The organism is Arthrobacter sp. NPDC058130 (assembly GCF_042884475.1).
Taxonomy (GTDB): Bacteria; Actinomycetota; Actinomycetes; order Actinomycetales; family Micrococcaceae; genus Arthrobacter.
Genome location: NZ_JBHVTV010000006.1, coordinates 204429 through 223454, shown reverse-complemented (window position 1 = coordinate 223454; position 19026 = coordinate 204429). Strand labels below are relative to the sequence as shown.

The window sequence follows — 19026 nt, the reverse complement described above, 5'->3', positions numbered from 1 at the left end:
GCTGTGGGCGACGTACGTCGCCCACAGCAGCGGGCTTTCCACGGCAATACCACCGGCAATCCCGTCCGAGCCGCTGCCCGGCACTGCACGCACGGCGTCGCGCTAGCATTGGCGGGCGTTAGTCGCGGCTCCTACTTCGTGATCAAGGGCGAGTCACGGTGCGGGCTGCTCGGCCGATCCCGAATCCGAGGGGACCTCCGGCGCCGAGGTCTGTTCGGTCACGGGGGCAGGCGCCGGGCTCTGTCCGGTTTCGGGGGCGAGGTCTGCCGGCGGGGTGTCGCTTGCTTTGTCCGCTCCCGGCACTTCAGTTCCGGCCGGGCCGCTGTCCACGCCACTGCCCGCGCCACTGGGGCTACCGTCCGTAGGCAGGGCACCTTCCTTGCCAGCGACTTCCTTGACTTGCCCCGGCACTTCCGCCGGGTTCCCGGCCGATTTGTCTGTCTCATCCGGGACAGCCGGATTGCCGCTGAATGCTTTGCCCAGCGTTGTGGTGTGCCCGGTGGCACCGCTGTCGATGCTCGACGTCGACGAGACAAGGCTGGAGATGGGCCGATTGGTTCCGAATTCGACCGCCGTGACGCCGACCATCGCGATAACGAATGCGGCGGCACTGACCGCCCCGACCTTGATCCAGGTCTTGGGGGTGAGTTGCCTCCTCACACGTCTGGCTCGAGGTTCGTCGCTCTCGGCCGGAGCGCTGGCGGCCAGCACGTCGCCGTCGTCGGCGGGCAGTCCGCCCCTGCGTCGCTGAGGGATTTTTTTCCTTGCCACTGTGGCGGCAGAACTAAGAGTTTTGGCGTAGAGAGCGGCACCCACCGTGGCAACGATAGAGCCGAGTGCGGCGCCGATAAGCGTCCCGGCAACGCCCAGAAAAGACCCCACCAAGGCAGAGGTCACCGCTGCCAAAGCCGAGCCGATAGTCTGGGTGCCACTTAGTCCTAGGAGCTGTTTCGGCTTGTCGTCATTAGCGGAGTCTGCAGGCATATTCAAACACATTTCGATCAGGCAATATTACGAATAGATAACGTTACCAGATTGCCGGCCGGCAGTTCTGTGAGGTGACCTGTTCCCCGCTCCGCGGGTGGGTTGCCGAATCAGCGCCTCCAGGCCGGCATCCTCAAGGACGGCACCAGACTCAAGCGGACGACGGCGGGACGTCCCGCCGTCGTCCGCTTCGGAGTGTGCCCAATTGGCGTCGAATTGATGGCTGACTACCGGCAAGGTTTCCGCAAGCCGTGGGGACCATTGTTCTCTGAGGGCGGGCCGCAGACAGGGCGGGCTGCTTGAAGAAAGGCGACGCAGCCATGTTTTCTAAATCGAGCCTCAGGCGCCAGACACGCGAGATGGGCCCACTGCCCCGCTGGAACAAGCGGACTGGGTCGGCAGGAACCCATGCCGACCGGATGCACATCCCCGTCATGGCAATCGAGCGGGCTCGAGCCCTGGACCATATGGTGACGCGATCGCTACGGCCGGTCGCGTTGCCTGGTTTGCGGGTGCTTCTCGGGCTTGTGTTCGTGTGGTTCGGCGCACTGAAGATCATCGGCAGGTCCCCGGTGGCAGGCCTCATCGCCAGGACCCTGCCATTTGGCCATGACCACCTCGTCCTGGTCGTGCTCGGAGCCGCCGAAGTGGCTATCGGCTGCTTGCTCATCAGCGGCGTCTTGCTTCGTCTCGCGTTGCTGGTATTGGCCATGCACCTTGCCGGGACGTTCGCCACCTTCGCAATGGCGCCCGGAATGATGTTCACCGACGGGGATCCCTTGCTGTTGACGGCCGACGGCGAGTTCGTGGCAAAAAACGGCGTGCTTATCGCTGCGACCCTGGTGCTCATCGCCCATTCCAGCCGTAGTGCCACCGAGCCGCAGGACCAGATGGCGGTCGTGACGGATCCGGCTCCCTAAAGGGCAGCATGCCCCGGTCAGGGCATCGGGGTTCGTTGTCGTCAGGCCAGCTTGTCCGCCACGAGGCTCCTTGGTGGGCCCCGTCGAACTCAGGAGAACTTCTGTAGGTTATGAACTAACTTAAGTATAAAACAGGCGGAATGCTTGCTACTCTGAAGTCTGCACCTAGAGAGAGTGAGCAATGATGCTTCTCGAAAGAGACCTCATCCAGTCCGTCGGCTTCCGCAACGTAACGGACGGCGGGCGTGTAACCGGCTTTCAGTTCCGGGTCCGGATGCCTTCCTACCGGGGCATGGCCGCGTCCCTCATCGACGGCATCGCCGTTCGCGTTGGCAACATCGTCGACGTCGGACCTGACGTTCCGCTTTGGACGTTCGGTGAGCGGACCTACACCCTGCGTCAGCTTTGGGACAGCGATGGCGAGCGCTGGCCCCTTGAGGAAGCAGCCGTGGTGACCGTTCTCCTTGATGGCGGCCTGCCGCAGGGCGTCCACGAGCTCTCCATCGAGCTGCGGCTCCGCATGTCCTACATCCCGCTGGAGCACCAGCCCACCGTGCACCGGACCAGCCGCAAGGTGACGCTCGCGCCGGACGGCCACGAGGGCTCCTTCCGCTACGGCGTTTCCCTGTACAGCTTCATGGGCGACTACGGCACCGTCATGGATCTGGAAACGGCGCTGGCGGCCGTCGCGGACGTGGGCGCCACCGGCGTCGAGATCCTCGGGGAGGGCCACATCCCGGGCTATCCGGAACCGTCCCCCGCCTGGATCGACAACTGGTTCGGCCTCCTGGAGAAGTACTCGCTGGAGCCCACGAACTACGGCTCCTGGATTGACACCCGTCTGCACCCGGGCCGGACCATGACCGCTGCCGAGGGCGCCGATGCCCTGCAGCGGGACCTGCGCCTTGCCAATCAATTGGGATTCGGGTTCGTGCGCCCCAAGATCGGCGTCGTGTCCAGCGACCTGGTCCCGGACCCCATCTGGACCGAGTCCGTGGAGCGCTCCCTTGATCTGGCCCACGAGCTGGGGATCATCATCTGCCCGGAAATCCACTCGCCCACGCCCATCAAACATCCCGTCGTCGAGGACTACATCGCACTCATCGAGCGCACGGGAACCAAAAACTTTGGGCTCCTCATCGACACCGGGATCTTCCAGGACCGGCCCATCCCGCTGCGCGAAGGGGAAACCCGTGAGAGCCGGCCTGCCTTCCTTGACGGCATCGGCGTCGATCCCGCCGACTTCGCGGCTATCGCCCAGTACGTTGTGTTCGTCCAGGCGAAGTTCCACGACATCAACGAGCAGCTGGAAGACCAGCAGATTCCCTGGCTGCCAGTGCTCAAGGCCCTCAAGGGCTCCGGTTACACCGGCTACCTCTCCAGCGAATACGAAGGCGAACGCACGCCCTGGCGTGCCATCGAGCAAGTGCGGCGCCAGCACGCCCTGATCCGCCGCATCGCCGGCGAACTTTCCTGACCCATCCCACCTCCCAGCAAAGAGAACAACCATGCCAAACGGACTTCTTGACGAAGCAAGCCTCCGCACCCACCCCGACGGCCTCGCGCTGGCCCTGACGCTTCCGTGGTACCGGAGCCTGTGGCTCTCCTCGGTCTCCAGCCTGCGGCTCACGGTCGACGGCCAGGAAATCCGCACCGAGGACCTGACCTTGGAGCTGGGCGGTGTCCGCCATGCGCTACCGGACCTGCCCGCCCACAGCGAAACTCTCTGGTACCTCCAGGAACATCCCCTGCTCATCGCCAAAACGGAGAGCCCTGTTGCCTTGGGCGAACAGCACACCATCCAGCTCATCGGTGAGCTGCGCCTGCCCTACATGCAGATCGCTCCCGGCCAGGACGGCGGTCCCGGCATGTACGTCCCCAACTTCGTCCACCAGACACTGGAGCTGACCGTCACCGACAGAGCGGGGGCGGCGCCGGAACTGACGACGGCGGTCACGCCGCCCCCGCCGAAAGCCGAGGAGGATCCCTTCTCGCTGGGGCTCACCCTGTACTCGGCAAGTGCCGAGTTCCGGGCAGGCTGGTACGACTTCGACGGTCTGCTGAACCGCGTGGCGGAGCTGGGCATCGGCCCCGGGATCGAGATCGTGGCATCGCAGGTCCTGCCTGCCTATCCCAACGTGACCGACGGCTTCGCGCGCTCGTGGCAGGAGGCCTTCGACAAGCACGGCTTCACTGCCAGCTCCTTCGGCGCCAACCTGGACATGGGACGGCGCCGCGACCGCGACATGACCCCCGACGAGGAATACGAGTTCACCGAGACGCTCTTCCGCGGCGCCAAGAAGCTGGGTTTCCCGCTCGTCCGCATCCAGAGCGCGAAGCCGGAGCTGCTTCGCCGCCTCCTGCCGCTCGCCGAGGACCTGGAACTCAAGCTTGCCTACGAGATCCATGCGCCGCTGGGGCCCAACTCGCCGGAGATCATGAAGGTCCGGGAGGTGTATGCGGAGCTTGACTCACCACTGTTGGGCTTCGTGGCTGACTTCTCCTCAACCATGCACAGCATGTCTCCGACACTCCTGCGCGCGGTCCGCCGTGCCGGGTTGGACGACGAAGCCGTCCAACGGCTGCAGGCCATCTGGGCCACTGACGCCCCGATGCGGGTGCGGCAGGAGGAGTTTATTGCGTACCTGCGCGGGCGGGACTTCGATCCTGCCCGGCTCGGGTCCTTCGCCCACCTGTCCTTCAATATGCACGGCCACGTCAGCCCCAAGGAGTGGGCCGACATCATGCCGCAAATCATGCACGTCCACGCGAAGTTCTACGACATTGATGAGCACGGCAACGAGCCGGCCATCGACTATCCGGAACTTGTCCGCGTATTCGTCGAAGGCGGCTACCGCGGCTACTGGTCCAGCGAGTGGGAAGGCCATGCCTTCGCCGAGCTGGGCGAGGTGGATCCGCTGCTGCTGGTCCGTCAGCAGCACGACCTCATCCGCAAGAGCATGCGGACGGCGCTGGCGTCCGCCTGACCCTGCACAACCAGATCTCCCGTGACCTCGATGCCCGTCCGTTCAGCCGGCCGGGCATCGGGGCATTTAAGGGGTTTCCTTGGACGCGGCAGCTGCCACGATGTCTGCGGCCTCTTTGAAGAGACCCCGCATCCATTCATGCTCCGAATCGCGGTTGTGCACGGGGTGCCACCACAAGGCATTAACCAGCGGCGTGGCATCGAAGGGCAGCGGCAGGATCCGCACACCCCCTACCCGCAACGCGAACGGCACCAGCGCCGCCTGGATGAGCGCGATCCGGTTGGTCCCAACCACAAAGTGCGGCAAAGACTGGAAACTTTCAACCACCACGTCCACGCGGGGCTCAACACCCAGCTGCTGGATCTGCCGTTCCGCCGACGTTGAGGCCGAGCGGGTCTGATAGGTCATCACCCAGGGAAGTTCGGCGATGTTTTCCATGGTGATTCGCTCACCGACGGCCTCATTGGACGAGGAGACCACGGCTACCCACCCGTCCCTCCACAGGTCCAGGTAGGGGAGCCCGCTGAGGAATCCATGGGGAATCACCATGCCGTCCACGGAGCGAAGGCGGTTGGCCGCATCCTCCACCACCATCGGGTTGTGGAGCATGAACCGGAAGCGGACCCCTGGCGCCCGCTCGGCTGCGAGCTCGGACGCAACCCGGCCAATGGTAGTGAAGCCGTAGTCCGAGCCGTAGATGGAGAACTCGCGCTCGGATTCCGCGGGCTCCCACGTGGCCTGGCTTTCGAAGACACGGCGTGCGGCCTCGAGCGCGGTGGTCGTGTGCTCCGCCAGCCGCAGGGCGAAGGGCGTGAGCTCGTAAGCGTTTCCGCGACGGGCAAGGATCGGGTCCCCGAAATGGGACCGGAGCCTGGCGAGCGAGGCGCTGAGCGCCGGCTGGCTGAGGTGGAGCCGCTCGGCCGCCCTGGTCACGCTGCGTTCGGTAATGAGGGCATCCAGCGAAATCAGCAAGTTGAGGTCGAGCCGGGAAAGCAGGACATGATTCATCACGGCACGGCAATCCTTCAACGGTGAACTAAGTCAGCCCAGTGTATCAGCGGCGTCGATAGGTCAGGAGGCCGCCATCAGACTTCTCGATACAAGCGCTTCCGCCACCCCCAGTACGACTTATGTCTGTCATCGGTAAGACTTATGTGCGTTTTAGGCACATCTCTTGCATACTGATGAGTGACCGGGGTCACGGCTCCGGATATTTTCGACAACGAAGTCAGAAAGGCTGGACATGACACAGCACCGTCGCTATTCGGGCCTCAAGGTCGGCGCCCTCGCCGTCCCCACAATCGCAGCCCTCGTCCTTACCGGCTGCTCGGCCTCCACGGGCAGCAGCACCTCCTCAGGAGGTTCCCAGGAATTCTCCCTGTCGTTTGCCACTTCCAACACCATCGAGAGCCCCTTCCAGGTCTTGGCCGAGAATTACATGAAGTCGAACCCCAACGTGAAGATCACGTTCAACCCGCAGCCCAACGACTCATACGACCAGACCCTGCGGACCCAGCTCCAGGCCGGAAACGCGTCCGACGTCGTGGTGACCGCACCCGGGTCGGGCACCGGCCGCAGCATCCTGCCCCTCGTTCAGGCCGGTTTCCTTGAGCCCTTGGACGACGCCGCCACGAAGCTTGTTCCCACGGGCAGCGAAGCCCTCTTCGGAATGGACGGAAAAGTCTACGGCCAGGCCCCGGAGATCACCGTGGTCGGGATGGTCGCCAACGAGACCGCCGCGAAAGCAGCCGGCATCACTGACTTCCCGTCAGACTTCTCCTCCCTCGCGGAGCAGTGCAAAACGCTCGAATCGTCCGGCAAATCGTTCTTCGCGCTGGCCGGCTCCGCTGCTCCAAACACCGGCCTGATGGCAATGTCGCTCGCAGCCTCCCGCGTTTACGCGGAGGACCCGAAGTGGAACGAAAAGCGCACAGCCAAGGAAACCACCTTCGCCGGCTCGGACGGCTGGAAGGCATCGCTGGAGGCAGTCACGAAGCTGAATGACGCAGGCTGCTTCCAGAAGGGCGCCGCAGGCGCCGGCTTCGACGCCATCACCAAGGGCCTCGCCGGCGGAACCTCCGTTGCCGGATTTATCCCGGGCCCCAGCTGGAAGCAGTTGGAGTCTGCGGCCGCCGACTCAGATTTCGATGTGCGCGGGCTCCCTGCAGAGCAGGGCTCGGACAAGGGTTTCGTATTTGCCAGCGCCAACTACGCGTTTTCCATCAACGCGGCGTCCAAGAACAAGGACGCGGCGAAGGCTTTCCTCGATTGGGCCGCGCAGCCTGAACAGACGAAGGCCTTCGCAGAAATCGACGGCGCCCTCCCGGTCAGCGGCCTGGACAGCTACGACTTCAACGGCGGTGCGTACAAGAACGTCGGTGATCTCATCAAGAACGGAAAGTACGGCCCGCTGCCGAACAGCCAGTGGCCCAACTCAGCCGTGTACGATGCACTCGCCACCGGCGTCCAGGGCATCATCACCGGCCAGAAGAGTGCCGACCAGGTCCTGCAGGCGATGGATACAGCCTGGGACCAGTAGCAGCTTCACATCACTAAGCTCCGAGAACTCAAAGGGACAAGCAAGGAACACCATGACTGCGACGATGCAACCGAAAAGCGAAGCAGAGGAAGCACCCCGGCGAGGCAGGCGCTTTCCGGGGGCGGACCAAAAGGCCCGCCCCCGGGGCAGGGGCCTACAGTTCGGCCACTGGTGGTGGGCGCTGCCCGGGATTGCCCTTGTCATCGCCATCCACTACGTGGCGACCGGCATCGGCGGCTTCTTCGCCTTCACTAACTGGACAGGCATCGGCTCGTTCAAGATGGTCGGCTGGCAGAACTTTGAAGCCATTTTCAAGGATCCCACCAAGCTCGGCGCCCTGCTGAACACTCTCTTCCTGGCCTTTGGGTCGGTCTTCCTCGGCAGCGTCGGAGGCCTCATCATCGCCCTCGGCCTGAACCGGGTCCTCAAGACGCGCTACATCCTCCGCACTCTCTTCTTCATGCCCGTGGTGCTCAGCCCCCTTGCCACGGCCTACATCTGGAAGTACATCTTCGACTTCGACGGTCCCATCAACGTCTTCCTCACCTCAATAGGCGCCGGCGACCTGGCAAAGCCGTGGCTCGCAGACCCGCAGTGGGCCATCTGGACAGTCTTGGTGGTGCTTGTCTGGAGCTCCACCGGCTTCGCCATGGTGATCTTCATGGCCGGACTGGCCGGCGTCCCGGTGGAAGTCGAGGAGGCGGCCGCCATTGACGGCGCCAACCTGTGGCAGCGATTCCGGAACGTCACCCTGCCAGCTATCCGCCCCGCCATTGCCATAGCGACCACCCTGGGAATCGTGCAGGGGCTTCGGGTCTTCGATCCCATCATGGCCCTGACCAGCGGCGGACCCGCCGGCGCAACCGAAACGCTGGCCACCCAGGTCTACAAGCAGGCCTTCGCGCTCGGGAACTTCGGCGGCGGTGCCGCCCTGGCCCTGGTGCTCGCCGTCATCATCCTGTTCTTCGCCGTTCTCCAGCAGCGGCTGACGCGATCGAACCCCGAGGACTAACAAATGTTCCGCTACACGAAACTCACCCTGCTCCGGGAAATTGGCCTCTGGGCTTTGGCGCTGATCTTCCTCGCCCCGTTCTACTTCCTGGTGACCACGGCCCTGAAGCCTGACAGCGAGATGTACACGACGTCGCCCCTCGCGCCGCCCAAGAGCCCGGACCTCGGCAACTTCGTCGCTGTCCTGACGGCCACGGGCAACTCCAACGTGGTCATGGGCCTTGTGAACAGCGTCATCATCACCGCGGGCAGCATAGTCGGATTGATCGCGCTGGGCTCAATCACCGGATACGTGATCTCCCGCAACACCCGCCGCTGGAGCAAGGGCGCGTACTATCTCTTCCTCATTGCCATCATCCTCCCCGGCCAGCTCGGCGCCGTGCCCCTCTACATGGGTGCGCGTGCCATTGGCCTCACGGGATCGGCGTGGGGCCTGATCATCCTGTACACCGGCATGCTCCTGCCGCTGTCGATCTTCCTTTACGCGAACTTCTTCCGGGGTCTTGGCACGGATTATGAGGAAGCAGCCACTATCGACGGCGCCAGCAAGTCCCAGATCTTCTCCAAGGTGGTGTTCCCCATGATGGCTCCCGCCACCGGCACGGTCACCATCTTCGCCGGACTCATCGTATGGAACGACTTCTTCACCTCGCTGATCTTCCTGGGCGGCTCTGCGAACCAGACGCTGCCGGTGGCCATGTACTACTACATAGGCTCCCTGGTCTCTAAGTGGAACTCGATCTTCGCGATAGTGATCGTCTCCATGATTCCCATCCTGGCGCTGTTCCTGTTCGCGCAGAAGCGATTCATCCAGGGCTTCTCCGGCGGCCTGAAGGGCTGACCCGTGATGGTTGACAACCGCGCAGCGTTCGAGCGCTTCGTGGAGATCTTCTACACCCAAAAACGGGTGCGTGAAGCCTTCGATTTCCTTGTGGACGGCGACTACCGGCAGCACAACCCGACTATTCCCGACGGGCCTGAGGCCCACCCATGTTCTAAACCCCATGTTCTAGACCACATGTTCTAGACCACCCTTTCAACTCTCCAGGAGACATCCATGTTCCAACTTTCGCCCAATATCGACCTTTTGTTCGCCGAATCAGGCGAAAGTGCGGCGGGCCGGGTCCGCGCTGCCGCCGCCGCCGGCTTTGACGCCGTCGAGATGTGGGGCCCGACGGGCAAGGACATTCCGGCCCTCAAGGACGCGCTCGAGGAAACCGGAGTCCAGCTCACCGCCCAGCTCGCGGAACCGCGCATGCAGTTCATGATCCCGCCCCGCAACCACGAGCCCTTCTACGCGGGGCTGGACGCCGGTGTGGCGGTGGCGCAGCAGCTCGGCTGCCCACGCATCGTCGTGGGCAGCGGCACCGGCTTCGGCGGGCGCAAGCGGCAGGACCAGCTGGACGAGCTGATTGAGATCTTCACCCGCGGCGTCGCGCACATCGAGGGTTCCGGCATCACGCTGGTCCTCGAGCCGGTGAACGTCAGGGTGGACCACCCCGGGGCGCTCCTTGACCGGACTTCGGAAGCCGCATACATCGCCCGCGGCGTGAATTCCCCGAACTTCGGCGTCCTCTACGACCTGTACCACTCCACCGTCGAGGGCGAGGACGTGGCCGCCGAGCTCGCCAATGCCGGCGACCTCATCAAGTACGTGCAGATCGCCGACGCGCCTGGGCGCGGGGAACCAGGCTCGGGATCCATCGACTGGGTCGCGCGGCTCGCAGACCTGCAGAACAGCGGCTACGCGGGCCCGATCGGGCTTGAGTACTACCCGACGATCGACTCGGCAAAGTCCGTGCGGCGCATCCAGGAACTGGTGGCGGGCCGGTGAGCGGCAACCGGTATCCCGACGCCGTCGATGTCGCGATCGTTGGCAGCGGCCCGACGGCGTCAACGTACGCACGGATCCTCAGCGAGGAAGCGCCCGGCGCCTCCATCGCCATGTTCGAAGTGGGCCCCACGGTCAGCAACCCGCCCGGGGCGCACGTTAAGAACATCGAGGATCCGAAGCGCCGCAGCCTTGCCCAGCGGGCATCGGAGGGCCCGGGGGCCGGTGCCGAAACGGTGAACTCGCCCGGCGCCGTCAAAAGCGGGGAGCGCCGGGCCCGGCCCGGCACCTTCTTGCTGCCGGATGGCTACGCCTTCCCCGGAGAAGACGGGATGCCCGTCGCTGCCATGTCCAGCAATGTAGGCGGCATGGCAGCCCACTGGACTGCCGCCTGCCCGCGCCCGGGCGGGCAGGAGCGCATCGCGTTCCTGCCCGACCTGGAGCAGCTTCTCGACGACGCCGAGCGGGTGCTGGGGGTGACCACCCACGCCTTTGACGGCGCCCCGTTCGCGGACCTCGTCCGCGGACGCCTCGCATCCGCTGTGGATCAGGGCCGGGACCGGGCCTACCGCGTCCAGCCCATGCCGCTCGCCGTGCACCGCCGGAAGGACGGCGGCCTTGTATGGTCGGGCTCCGACGTCGTCATGGGTGACGTGACCCGGGAAAACCCGCAGTTTGAGCTTTTTGACGAGTCGCTGGTGACCCGGGTGATCGTCGACGACGACGGCAGGGCTGCCGGCGTTGAAGTCCAGGACCGGCGCAGCGGAGAAATCCATCAGGTGGCCGCCCGTTGCATTGTGGTGGCGGCGGATGCCCTGCGCACGCCGCAATTGCTGTGGGCGTCCGGCATCAGGCCCGCCGCGCTGGGCCGTTATCTCAACGACCAGGCGCAAGTGGTGTTCGCGAGCAGGCTGCGTGACGTCACGGCCGACGACGCGCCGCGGGCCGCGGGCGGCGCGCTCAGCGAGCAAAGCGGGGTGGCATGGGTTCCGTACACTGACGCGGCGCCGTTCCATGGCCAGATCATGCAGCTGGATGCGTCCCCAGTGCCGTTGGCCGAGGATGACCCCATTGTCCCGGGGTCGATCGTAGGCCTGGGCCTGTTCTGCGCCAAGGATCTCCAGTGGGAGGATCGGGTGGCGTTCGACGACGACGCCCGCGACTCGTACGGAATGCCCGCCATGCGCATCCACTACCGGCTCACGGAGCGGGACCATGAGGTGCTGGAACGCGCGAAGCAGGAGATTGTGCGCCTGGGCCGGGCGGTGGGCGAGCCTCTCGACGAGCGCCCGTTCGTCCTTCCGCCGGGGGCATCGCTGCACTACCAGGGCACAACCCGGATGGGTGCGGCGGACGACGGCGAGAGCGTGTGCTCTCCGGACAGCCAGGTCTGGCAGGCCCCCGGCCTCTTCGTGGCCGGCAACGGCGTCATTCCCACCGCCACCGCATGCAATCCCACCCTCACCGCCGTGGCGCTCGCAGTGCGCGGGGCACGCAGGATCGCGAAAGAATTCGCAAGCGCTTTACTTATGTCTGAATCAGACAATAGACTGACTAAATAATGAAGAAGTGGCCACTGGCCGTTTCGCCTAAGTGCAGGCAAGGCATGCCGCAGACAAGGAGGTCTCGATGATCGCCGACCGCATTATCGAGCAGGGAACACTCACCAGCCAGGACGGCCGCACCGCCGTCGAAGTCCGCATCCCGTGGTATCGCGCCCTGCCGGGCTCGTGCATCGCCGGAGCGGCACTGACAGTGGATGGCGTCGCCGCACCGGAAGGCTCGCTGCGCTGGACCATGAACAACCGCACGTTCAGCTTCGAGGAACTCGCAGGCGAGACCGGCGAATGGTGGTTCCCCCTGGACTCGGCCGTCCTCTCCGGCGACCTTCCCGTAGCGGACCACCAGACCGGGCACGAGGTCCGGGTGGACCTCAAGCTCTACATTCCGTACATCATCACCGACCACGGCGTGCTGCACATCGAAGAGCACGACACCAAGACCATGAAGGTGGCACAGCGATGACCAGCCTCGGCACGCCGATCCAGGGCGTCACCCTTTACAGCTTCACCCGGGCCTTCCACAGCCGGCAGTATGACCTCGAAGGCCTCATCCGCAAGGTGGCGGACGAAGGCTTCGGCCCCGGGCTCGAAGTCATCGGATTCTCCAGCCTGCGCGGCTTCCCGGACCGGATCGATGACGCCTTTGTTGGGCAGTTCAGGGATCTTGTGTCCGAGGTGGACCTGGTTCCCACCTCGCTTGCAGTCAATGTTGACACGGGCATCCGCCGTGACAGGCTCATGAACCATGACGAGCTGGTCGAATACATGCGCAGGCAGATCGAAGTAGCCGCCAGGCTCGGCTTCCCGATCGCCCGGGTGCAGATCTCCCTGACTCCTGACGCCATGGAAAGCCTGCTGCCTGTGGCCGAGAAGTATGGCGTCACCCTGGCCCTCGAAGTCCACGCTGACCAGCACGGCGCCCACGAGCGTGTCCTTGCCCTGCGCGACCGCTATGAGAAACTCAATTCCCCTCTGCTGGGCTTCACCGCCGACTGGGGTGCCACGGTCACCGGCTTTGCCCCCTCGCTGCTGGAGGCCTACCGCCGGCGCGGGGCCTCGGAGGAACTGCTCCGTCAGGTGGTTGACCTGTGGAACGGCTTCTACGCCGAAGGACCGCCCAACACACAAAAGGTCCATGGCGAGCGCTTCGGAGCCTTCATCGGCCTGGCAGCGCGCAACGGTCGGCCCGACCTCGGCATTGACTTCGCCATCAACGGAACCGGGCTGTTTGGGCCCGCCCCGCTGGACACTTGGCTGGAGATCATGCCTTGGGTCCGCCATGTCCACGGCAAGTTCTTCGGCATCGACGAGACCGGCGAAGAGCCCTCGGTGCCGGTCCGGGGCCTCGTCCGGCAACTGGTTGAGAACGGCTACTCCGGTGCCATCTCCAGCGAATACGAAGGCTGGCACTGGAACAACTGGCAGGACCCGTTCAGCATCATCCGCGGCGAGCAGGCCGTCCAGCGTTCAGCCGCGGCCAATGCCGGGTCGGCCATGATCACTGACGCCTCCGAAGCGCGCCGCATCCTCAACAGCCACCTCGCCCAGCCCGTCCGCGGCTGACCAACGAAGGAATCAAAAGACATGTCAGAAGGCATCGCAGGCTCGGGCATCGAGCTTGGCATCACCCTCTATTCGCTCACCTCCGAGTTCGCCGCCGGGCTTTACACGCCTGAGACGCTGATCAAGGCTGCCGCCGATGAAGGCCTCGGCCCCGGCGTCGAGTTCAACATCGCCCAGATGCTGCGCACCTACCCGGACGTCGACGACGACTTTGTCCGCCTGTGGCGCGACAGCATGGACCGCTACGGCCTCACCCCCAGCGCCGTGGGCACCAACCTGGACATGGGCCGCCGCAAGGACCGGGACATGACGCCGGACGAGGAGTACGACTTTTTCGCCGCGCAGCTGCGCACGGCCAACAAGCTCGGATTCCACCGCGTGGTGATCCGCTCCGCGGGCAAGGAACTGCTCCGCCGGCTGCTTCCCCTGGCCGAGAAGTACGATCAAAAGCTCGGCTACGAAATCCACGCGCCGCAGGGCCCGAACGATCCCAAGATCCTGCAGATCCGGGAAATGTATGAGGAACTGGGGAGCGACCGGCTCGGTTTCACGGCAGACTTCAGCTCCACGATGCACAGCCTTTCCCCGACGCTGTTCCGCACCCTGACGCAGATGGGACTGCCGGAGGAGCACTTCGCCGTCATGCAGAACATCTGGCGCAAACCGTTGCCCATGCAGGAGCGAAACCAGGAGTTCGAGGACTACCTGAGCGCCAACAACTTCGATCCCGCACGCCTGGGCCCGTTCACCCGGCTGGCCTTCAACATGCACGGCCTGGTTCCCCCGGAGGAGTGGCTGGACATCATGCCGCAGATCTTCCACGTCCACGCAAAGTTCTACGACATTGACCAGGACGGCAACGAACCCGCGATGGACATTCCCCGCATCGTGCGCCAGTTCGTCAAGGGCGGCTACAAGGGCTACCTGTCCAGCGAATGGGAGGGGCACGCGTTCGCGGACCTCGGCGAATCCGATCCGATCGACCTCGTCAAGAAGCAGCACACGCTGATGCGTCGTGCCATCGAGGAAACCGTCGTTCCGGCCTGAGGAGAGTCCATGCCTACCGTCGATACCGACCTCGCAGCCGAGTTGGAGCGCCTCCGTGCGGAACTCGGGGAAGCCCTGAAGCTGGCCCGGCGGGCCAATGACCGCGGCGACATCGAGAACCTGTTCAACCGCTACATGTACCTGCACAACGCATTCCAGGACGAGCAGATCATCCCGCTGTGGGTTAAGCCCGGCACCCCCGGCGTGCGGGCGAGGTACACCAACGCCGGCCAGTACACCGATTACGACAGCGTCATCGGCTATCACCGCGGACGCCCGTCACCAGTGGGCAAACTGATCCTGCACTACACCACGACGCCGGTCATCGAAGTGGCGGCCGACGGCGAGACCGCCAAGGGCGTCTGGATCATGACCGGCAACGAGTCCGGCCTGACAGACCCCGACGTGGCCAAGGAAAGCCCCGACTACATGTACTCACCGGGCGAAGTGCAGGGCAAAAAGGTCTGGGCCCACTGGGTCTGGTGCAAGTACGCCGTGGACTTCCTGCGCCAGGACGGGGAGTGGAAGATCTGGAAGTTCCGCTGCTATGAGCTCCTGCGGGCGCCGTTCGAGGAAAACTGGATCAGCTTCGCGGAGAAGAACCAGCACGCCTTCGCCCTGGACCTCATGTACTTCGGCGATGACGGCAAGCCCGTCTTTATGCCGCCCGCCGACGAACCCGTGCCCCAGGAGTACCACCCGTATAGCCCGTCCACACGGCAGACGCTGGACCCCCTGCCGCCCGCACCCCACGACACCTTTGTCGATACGTTTAAGTAAGGAAATCCATGGCAACTCACAATTCCCTGTTCCAGGACACCAATGTCCGCAGGCACCCCGAGGGCATCTCCGTGTCGGTGCAGCTGCCCTGGTACCGCAGTCTCTGGCTGTCTGCCGTTGACGACGTCGCCGCAACAGTTGACGGCGTGGAGATACCCAAAGAGTCCCTCCGCTTCGAATTGCAGGGAAAGTCCTACTCCATAGCCGAGCTTCCGGAGCAATGGGAAACCCTGTGGTTCGTCGCAGACAAGCCAGATGTGATCATCCCGCTGGACCGCGTCCCGGATGCCGGCGAGGAGATCCAGGTCGAGGTCATCCTCACCCTCCGCCTGCTCTACATGCAGATCGCGCCCATGCGTTACGTCGGCAACCGCGTGGCCGTCGACCGCAAGGTGGTGCTCGCATGAACACCCTGCGGGTGGCCATGATCGGCTATGGCTTCATGGGCGCCGCCCACTCCCAGGGCTGGCGCACCGCGCCGCGGATGTTCGACCTGCCCGCCGAGCCGGAAATGGCGGTGGTTGTGGGCCGCAATGCCGAAGCGGTGGCCGCCGCTGCCAAAAAGTGGGGCTGGGCGGAATCGGCCACAGACTGGCGCGAAGTCATCGCCCGGGAAGACATCGACGTCGTCGACATCGTCACCCCCGGCGACTCCCACGCCGAAATCGCGATCGCCGCACTTGAGGCCGGGAAGCACGTCCTGTGCGAAAAGCCGCTGGCCAACACGGTGGCGGAAGCCGAAGCGATGGCCGAGGCGGCCGAGCGCGCGGCAGCCCGGGGCATCCGGGCGATGGTGGGCTTCACCTACCGCCGTGTTCCGGCCGTCACGTTCCTGCGCGACCTCATCGCCGAGGGCGCCGTGGGGACGATCAACCACGTGCGTGCCTCCTACCGGCAGGACTGGCTCGTGGACCCCGAGATGCCGCTGGCATGGCGCCTGCAGAAGGAACACGCCGGTTCCGGGGCGCTGGGGGACATCGGCGCCCATGCCATTGACCTGGCCCAGTTCGTCACCGGGCTGAACCTGGCGAAGGTGTCCGGCGTTATTGACACCATCGTGAAGGAGCGGCCTCTTGCGGACGGCGGTTCCGGGCTGTCCGGCACTGGGCTCTCCGGCGCCGCCGGGACCGGTTACGGCCAGGTGACCGTGGACGATATCGCCATCTTCACCGGCCGCTTCGAAACCGGGGCATTGGCGTCGTTGGAGGCCTCACGCTTTGCCACGGGCCGGAAGAACGCGCTGGAAATTGAGGTCTCTGGCGACAAGGGGGCCCTGGCCTTCGACCTTGAGGACCTCAACAGCGTCCAGTTCTACGACCGCACGGCACCCGCGGACCGCCGGGGCTTCAGGAAGATCCTGGTCACGGAAGCGGAGCACCCCTACGTTTCGGCGTGGTGGCCCGCGGGCCACATGCTCGGGTACGAGCACGGCTTCTCCCACCAGGTCAAAGACCTCGTGGAGGCCATCATAGGCGGCACCGACCCGCACGCGTCGTTCGCTGACGGGCTGAGGGTGCAGCGGGTGCTCGACGCCGTCGAGCGCAGTTCCGACAATGATTCCGCCTGGACACACGTCGCTGCCGGCGTTCCCGCGCTGGCCGGCTGAGGAGGGAAATACGTGGCACGACCAATTACCTTGTTTACCGGCCAGTGGGCCGACCTGCCGTTCGAGGAGGTGGCCCGGCTCGCCGGCGAGTGGGGCTACGACGGCCTGGAGATCGCCTGCTGGGGAGACCACCTGGATCCCTGGCGCTGGGACGACGACGCCTATGTGCAGGGCAAGCTGGACACCCTTAAACGCCACGGCCTCAAAGTGTGGACCATCTCCAACCACCTCAAAGGCCAGGCTGTCTGCGACGACCCGATCGACGAACGGCACCGCGGCATCCTGCCGGACGTCGTCTGGGGCGACGGCGAGCCTGAAGGGGTCCGGCGCCGTGCCGCCGAGGAACTGAAGAACACCGCGCGGCTCGCCGCCAAGCTTGGGGTGAAGACGGTGACCGGGTTCACGGGATCGTCCATCTGGAAGTACGTGGCGATGTTCCCGCCGGCCTCCGAAAAGATGGTCGACGCCGGCTACCAGGACTTTGCTGACCGGTGGAACCCCATCCTCGACGTCTTCGACGAGTGCGGGGTCCGGTTCGCGCACGAGGTGCACCCGTCCGAGATCGCCTACGATTACTGGACGACGCAGCGCACCCTGGAGGCGATTGGGCACCGCGAGGCCTTTGGCCTGAACTGGGACCCGAGCCACATGGTGTGGCAGGACATCGATCCCGTGGGGTTCCTTTGGGACTTCAAGGACCGCATCTACCACGTGCACTGCAAAGACACGAAGAAGCGGCTGGCCAACGGCCGCAACGGCCGCCTCTCATCCCACCTGCCCTGGGCGGACCCCCGGCGGGGCTGGGACTTCATTTCCACCGGCCACGGCGATGTGCCGTGGGAGGACGCGTTCCGGATGCTGCATGCCATCGATTACCGCGGCCCGCTGTCCGTGGAGTGGGAGGATGCCGGCATGGATCGGCTGGAGGGCGCCCCCGAAGCGCTGGCATTTGTTCGCCGGCTCTCCAGCTACGAACCCTCGGCAGCGGCCTTCGATGCCGCTTTCAGCACTAGGTAGCCTTTCAGCACCAAGTAGCACAGTACGAAGTAGCACACAGCAGAACGGCTGGTCCTGGAACCCCAGGACCAGCCGTTCTTATTGTGTTGGCCTTCGGCATCAGGTCAGACTGCAACGCCGGCGATGAGTGCCCCTTCCTCGAGGGCGGTCTCCGACAGCGCCAGATGCCTACGCGTCATGTCCGTTGGATCGTCCTGCAGCCACTCGTGGCCGCCCCATTCGCTGGTCAGCGTGCCTGTGAAACCGTTCCTGCCGAGCAGGTTGCCAAGATCCCGCAGCGGCTGCGAAACCCGGCCGCCGTCGTCGTCCAGGTCCCAGAACTTCAGATGGAAGGCACCCACCAAGGGGAGGATGCCCCGAAGGTCTGCGGCATCGCTGCGGCCGAACCGGATGAGCAGATTCATGAAGAGGGTATGGATGCGCGGCGGAACCTTCCCGGAGCGGAGCAGGACCGTCACGGCGTCGAGGGTGGCCGGATCGCGCCAGTCATTCTCCAGCCGCACGAGAAGGTCCGCGGGAACGCCTCTACGCCGGAGCTCTTCGAGATAGCTCACCGGAAGAGCCGGCATCAGCATGCTGATATCCACGAGCAACCGCACGTGGTCATCCGCAAGCTCCGCTATCGCATCCAGGGCCGTCGCCACGGCGGGGTTCCGGGGAATCTGCTGCCCCTGGATCTCTTCATACAGGACCAGGTCGAGCTCGTGCAGCAGCGGCCGCAGCAACGTGAGCAGTTCCGTGCCGGCCTGTCCGATCGGCAGCCGGATCCCGCCGGCGCCCACCCGTCGGGCGGCGTGCAGTTGGGGGACCAGAAAGTCCAGGCGCTCCTGAAGCGAACGGCGTTCGGTTGGTGATGTGAAGTCGTCGAGGCTGGCGCCAACTATGCTGACGCGGCCTCCTTTTGCGGCCAGGGCATCCCGCAGTTCGTCCACCTCGTCGTCCTCCGGAGCGGGGAAGGACCGCCACAGGAGTCCCGGTTCAAGCTCTACTATCTTCGTCGCGGAATCCGCGATACCAGTGACGATGTCCTGGGCCGTTCGCCGGGCGGCCGTGATCTCCGGAGCCCAGTTGAAGGAGCTGGCGCAGAGGGTCCAGTTGCTTGGAATTGCGGGGGACATAGACTGCCTTCCCATTTATGATTCTTAATGACAAACTTATGTCACTTTTAGGATAAAGGAT

General features: G+C 64.7%; 19 protein-coding genes. 16 read left to right on the top strand and 3 right to left on the bottom strand.

Annotation, left to right across the window (positions count from 1 at the left end):
• Positions 1-153: 153 nt before the first annotated feature.
• Positions 154-660, bottom strand: coding sequence for a hypothetical protein (locus ACFVTM_RS13085; protein WP_390203898.1), 507 nt, complete (start codon positions 658-660; stop codon positions 154-156).
• A gap of 623 nt (positions 661-1283) precedes the next feature.
• Here ACFVTM_RS13085 and ACFVTM_RS13080 point away from each other — a divergent pair.
• The 3 genes from ACFVTM_RS13080 to ACFVTM_RS13070 all read left to right on the top strand — a co-directional run bounded on the left by ACFVTM_RS13080 (position 1284) and on the right by ACFVTM_RS13070 (position 4891).
• Entirely contained in the window at positions 1284-1904 is a 621-nt protein-coding gene (locus ACFVTM_RS13080; protein ID WP_390203897.1) for a hypothetical protein, read from the top strand.
• Positions 1905-2088: 184 nt separating this feature from the next.
• Positions 2089-3381, top strand: coding sequence for a DUF6379 domain-containing protein (locus ACFVTM_RS13075; protein ID WP_390203905.1), 1293 nt, complete (start codon positions 2089-2091; stop codon positions 3379-3381).
• A 31-nt stretch (positions 3382-3412) separates the two neighbouring features.
• Positions 3413-4891: a sugar phosphate isomerase/epimerase family protein gene (locus tag ACFVTM_RS13070; protein WP_390203896.1), complete on the top strand. Its 1479-nt coding sequence runs from the start codon at positions 3413-3415 to the stop codon at positions 4889-4891.
• Between the two features lie 66 nt (positions 4892-4957).
• On the opposite strand, the gene ACFVTM_RS13065 is transcribed toward ACFVTM_RS13070, so the two are convergent.
• Complete coding sequence (locus ACFVTM_RS13065) at positions 4958-5902, bottom strand: LysR family transcriptional regulator (RefSeq protein WP_390203895.1); 945 nt, start codon at positions 5900-5902, stop codon at positions 4958-4960.
• Between the two features lie 232 nt (positions 5903-6134).
• On the opposite strand from ACFVTM_RS13065, the gene ACFVTM_RS13060 reads away from it, so the two are divergent.
• The 13 genes from ACFVTM_RS13060 to ACFVTM_RS13000 all read left to right on the top strand — a co-directional run bounded on the left by ACFVTM_RS13060 (position 6135) and on the right by ACFVTM_RS13000 (position 17847).
• A complete protein-coding gene (locus ACFVTM_RS13060; RefSeq protein ID WP_390203894.1) occupies positions 6135-7430 on the top strand; it encodes an ABC transporter substrate-binding protein in 1296 nt (431 codons plus the stop codon).
• A 52-nt stretch (positions 7431-7482) separates the two neighbouring features.
• The gene (locus tag ACFVTM_RS13055) at positions 7483-8442 is read left to right on the top strand and encodes a carbohydrate ABC transporter permease (protein WP_390203893.1); all 960 of its coding nucleotides are present in this window, start codon (positions 7483-7485) and stop codon (positions 8440-8442) included.
• Positions 8443-8445: 3 nt separating this feature from the next.
• Positions 8446-9282, top strand: a complete 837-nt coding sequence (locus ACFVTM_RS13050) for a carbohydrate ABC transporter permease (protein WP_390203892.1) — start codon at positions 8446-8448, stop codon at positions 9280-9282.
• 3 nt (positions 9283-9285) lie between these two features.
• Positions 9286-9468, top strand: coding sequence for a hypothetical protein (locus ACFVTM_RS13045; protein ID WP_390203891.1), 183 nt, complete (start codon positions 9286-9288; stop codon positions 9466-9468).
• A gap of 30 nt (positions 9469-9498) precedes the next feature.
• Positions 9499-10275, top strand: coding sequence for a TIM barrel protein (locus ACFVTM_RS13040; RefSeq protein WP_390203890.1), 777 nt, complete (start codon positions 9499-9501; stop codon positions 10273-10275).
• On the top strand, positions 10272-11834 hold the full coding sequence (locus tag ACFVTM_RS13035; RefSeq protein ID WP_390203889.1) for a GMC oxidoreductase: 1563 nt from the start codon (positions 10272-10274) through the stop codon (positions 11832-11834). The genes ACFVTM_RS13040 and ACFVTM_RS13035 overlap by 4 nt, the downstream gene beginning before the upstream one ends.
• Before the next feature lie 67 nt (positions 11835-11901).
• Positions 11902-12297, top strand: a complete 396-nt coding sequence (locus ACFVTM_RS13030) for a DUF6379 domain-containing protein (RefSeq protein ID WP_390203888.1) — start codon at positions 11902-11904, stop codon at positions 12295-12297.
• Entirely contained in the window at positions 12294-13397 is a 1104-nt protein-coding gene (locus tag ACFVTM_RS13025; RefSeq protein WP_390203887.1) for a sugar phosphate isomerase/epimerase family protein, read from the top strand. The genes ACFVTM_RS13030 and ACFVTM_RS13025 overlap by 4 nt, the downstream gene beginning before the upstream one ends.
• A gap of 21 nt (positions 13398-13418) precedes the next feature.
• Positions 13419-14444 carry a sugar phosphate isomerase/epimerase family protein gene (locus ACFVTM_RS13020; RefSeq protein ID WP_390203886.1) on the top strand — a complete coding sequence of 342 codons (1026 nt, stop codon included), beginning with the start codon at positions 13419-13421 and terminating at the stop codon, positions 14442-14444.
• A gap of 9 nt (positions 14445-14453) precedes the next feature.
• Positions 14454-15224 (top strand): nuclear transport factor 2 family protein, encoded by a 771-nt coding sequence (locus ACFVTM_RS13015; RefSeq protein WP_390203885.1) that lies wholly within the window; start codon positions 14454-14456, stop codon positions 15222-15224.
• An 8-nt stretch (positions 15225-15232) separates the two neighbouring features.
• Entirely contained in the window at positions 15233-15631 is a 399-nt protein-coding gene (locus tag ACFVTM_RS13010) for a DUF6379 domain-containing protein (protein ID WP_390203884.1), read from the top strand.
• A complete protein-coding gene (locus ACFVTM_RS13005; protein WP_390203883.1) occupies positions 15628-16830 on the top strand; it encodes a Gfo/Idh/MocA family protein in 1203 nt (400 codons plus the stop codon). The genes ACFVTM_RS13010 and ACFVTM_RS13005 overlap by 4 nt, the downstream gene beginning before the upstream one ends.
• 12 nt (positions 16831-16842) lie before the next feature.
• The gene (locus ACFVTM_RS13000; RefSeq protein ID WP_390203882.1) at positions 16843-17847 is read left to right on the top strand and encodes a sugar phosphate isomerase/epimerase family protein; all 1005 of its coding nucleotides are present in this window, start codon (positions 16843-16845) and stop codon (positions 17845-17847) included.
• A gap of 104 nt (positions 17848-17951) precedes the next feature.
• On the opposite strand, the gene ACFVTM_RS12995 is transcribed toward ACFVTM_RS13000, so the two are convergent.
• Positions 17952-18965, bottom strand: coding sequence for a restriction endonuclease subunit R (locus ACFVTM_RS12995; RefSeq protein ID WP_390203881.1), 1014 nt, complete (start codon positions 18963-18965; stop codon positions 17952-17954).
• Positions 18966-19026: the final 61 nt, after the last annotated feature.

What these genes read in the sequence shown, in the direction of transcription:
- ACFVTM_RS13005 (WP_390203883.1), top strand. Translation starts at nt 15,628, where the DNA reads ATGAACACCCTGCGGGTGGCCATGATCGGCTATGGCTTCATGGGCGCC.
- ACFVTM_RS13030 (WP_390203888.1), top strand. Translation starts at nt 11,902, where the DNA reads ATGATCGCCGACCGCATTATCGAGCAGGGAACACTCACCAGCCAGGAC.
- ACFVTM_RS13050 (WP_390203892.1), top strand. Translation starts at nt 8,446, where the DNA reads ATGTTCCGCTACACGAAACTCACCCTGCTCCGGGAAATTGGCCTCTGG.
- ACFVTM_RS12995 (WP_390203881.1), bottom strand. Translation starts at nt 18,965, where the DNA reads ATGTCCCCCGCAATTCCAAGCAACTGGACCCTCTGCGCCAGCTCCTTC.
- ACFVTM_RS13075 (WP_390203905.1), top strand. Translation starts at nt 2,089, where the DNA reads ATGCTTCTCGAAAGAGACCTCATCCAGTCCGTCGGCTTCCGCAACGTA.
- ACFVTM_RS13010 (WP_390203884.1), top strand. Translation starts at nt 15,233, where the DNA reads ATGGCAACTCACAATTCCCTGTTCCAGGACACCAATGTCCGCAGGCAC.
- ACFVTM_RS13015 (WP_390203885.1), top strand. Translation starts at nt 14,454, where the DNA reads ATGCCTACCGTCGATACCGACCTCGCAGCCGAGTTGGAGCGCCTCCGT.
- ACFVTM_RS13055 (WP_390203893.1), top strand. Translation starts at nt 7,483, where the DNA reads ATGACTGCGACGATGCAACCGAAAAGCGAAGCAGAGGAAGCACCCCGG.
- ACFVTM_RS13025 (WP_390203887.1), top strand. Translation starts at nt 12,294, where the DNA reads ATGACCAGCCTCGGCACGCCGATCCAGGGCGTCACCCTTTACAGCTTC.
- ACFVTM_RS13070 (WP_390203896.1), top strand. Translation starts at nt 3,413, where the DNA reads ATGCCAAACGGACTTCTTGACGAAGCAAGCCTCCGCACCCACCCCGAC.
- ACFVTM_RS13040 (WP_390203890.1), top strand. Translation starts at nt 9,499, where the DNA reads ATGTTCCAACTTTCGCCCAATATCGACCTTTTGTTCGCCGAATCAGGC.
- ACFVTM_RS13060 (WP_390203894.1), top strand. Translation starts at nt 6,135, where the DNA reads ATGACACAGCACCGTCGCTATTCGGGCCTCAAGGTCGGCGCCCTCGCC.
- ACFVTM_RS13020 (WP_390203886.1), top strand. Translation starts at nt 13,419, where the DNA reads ATGTCAGAAGGCATCGCAGGCTCGGGCATCGAGCTTGGCATCACCCTC.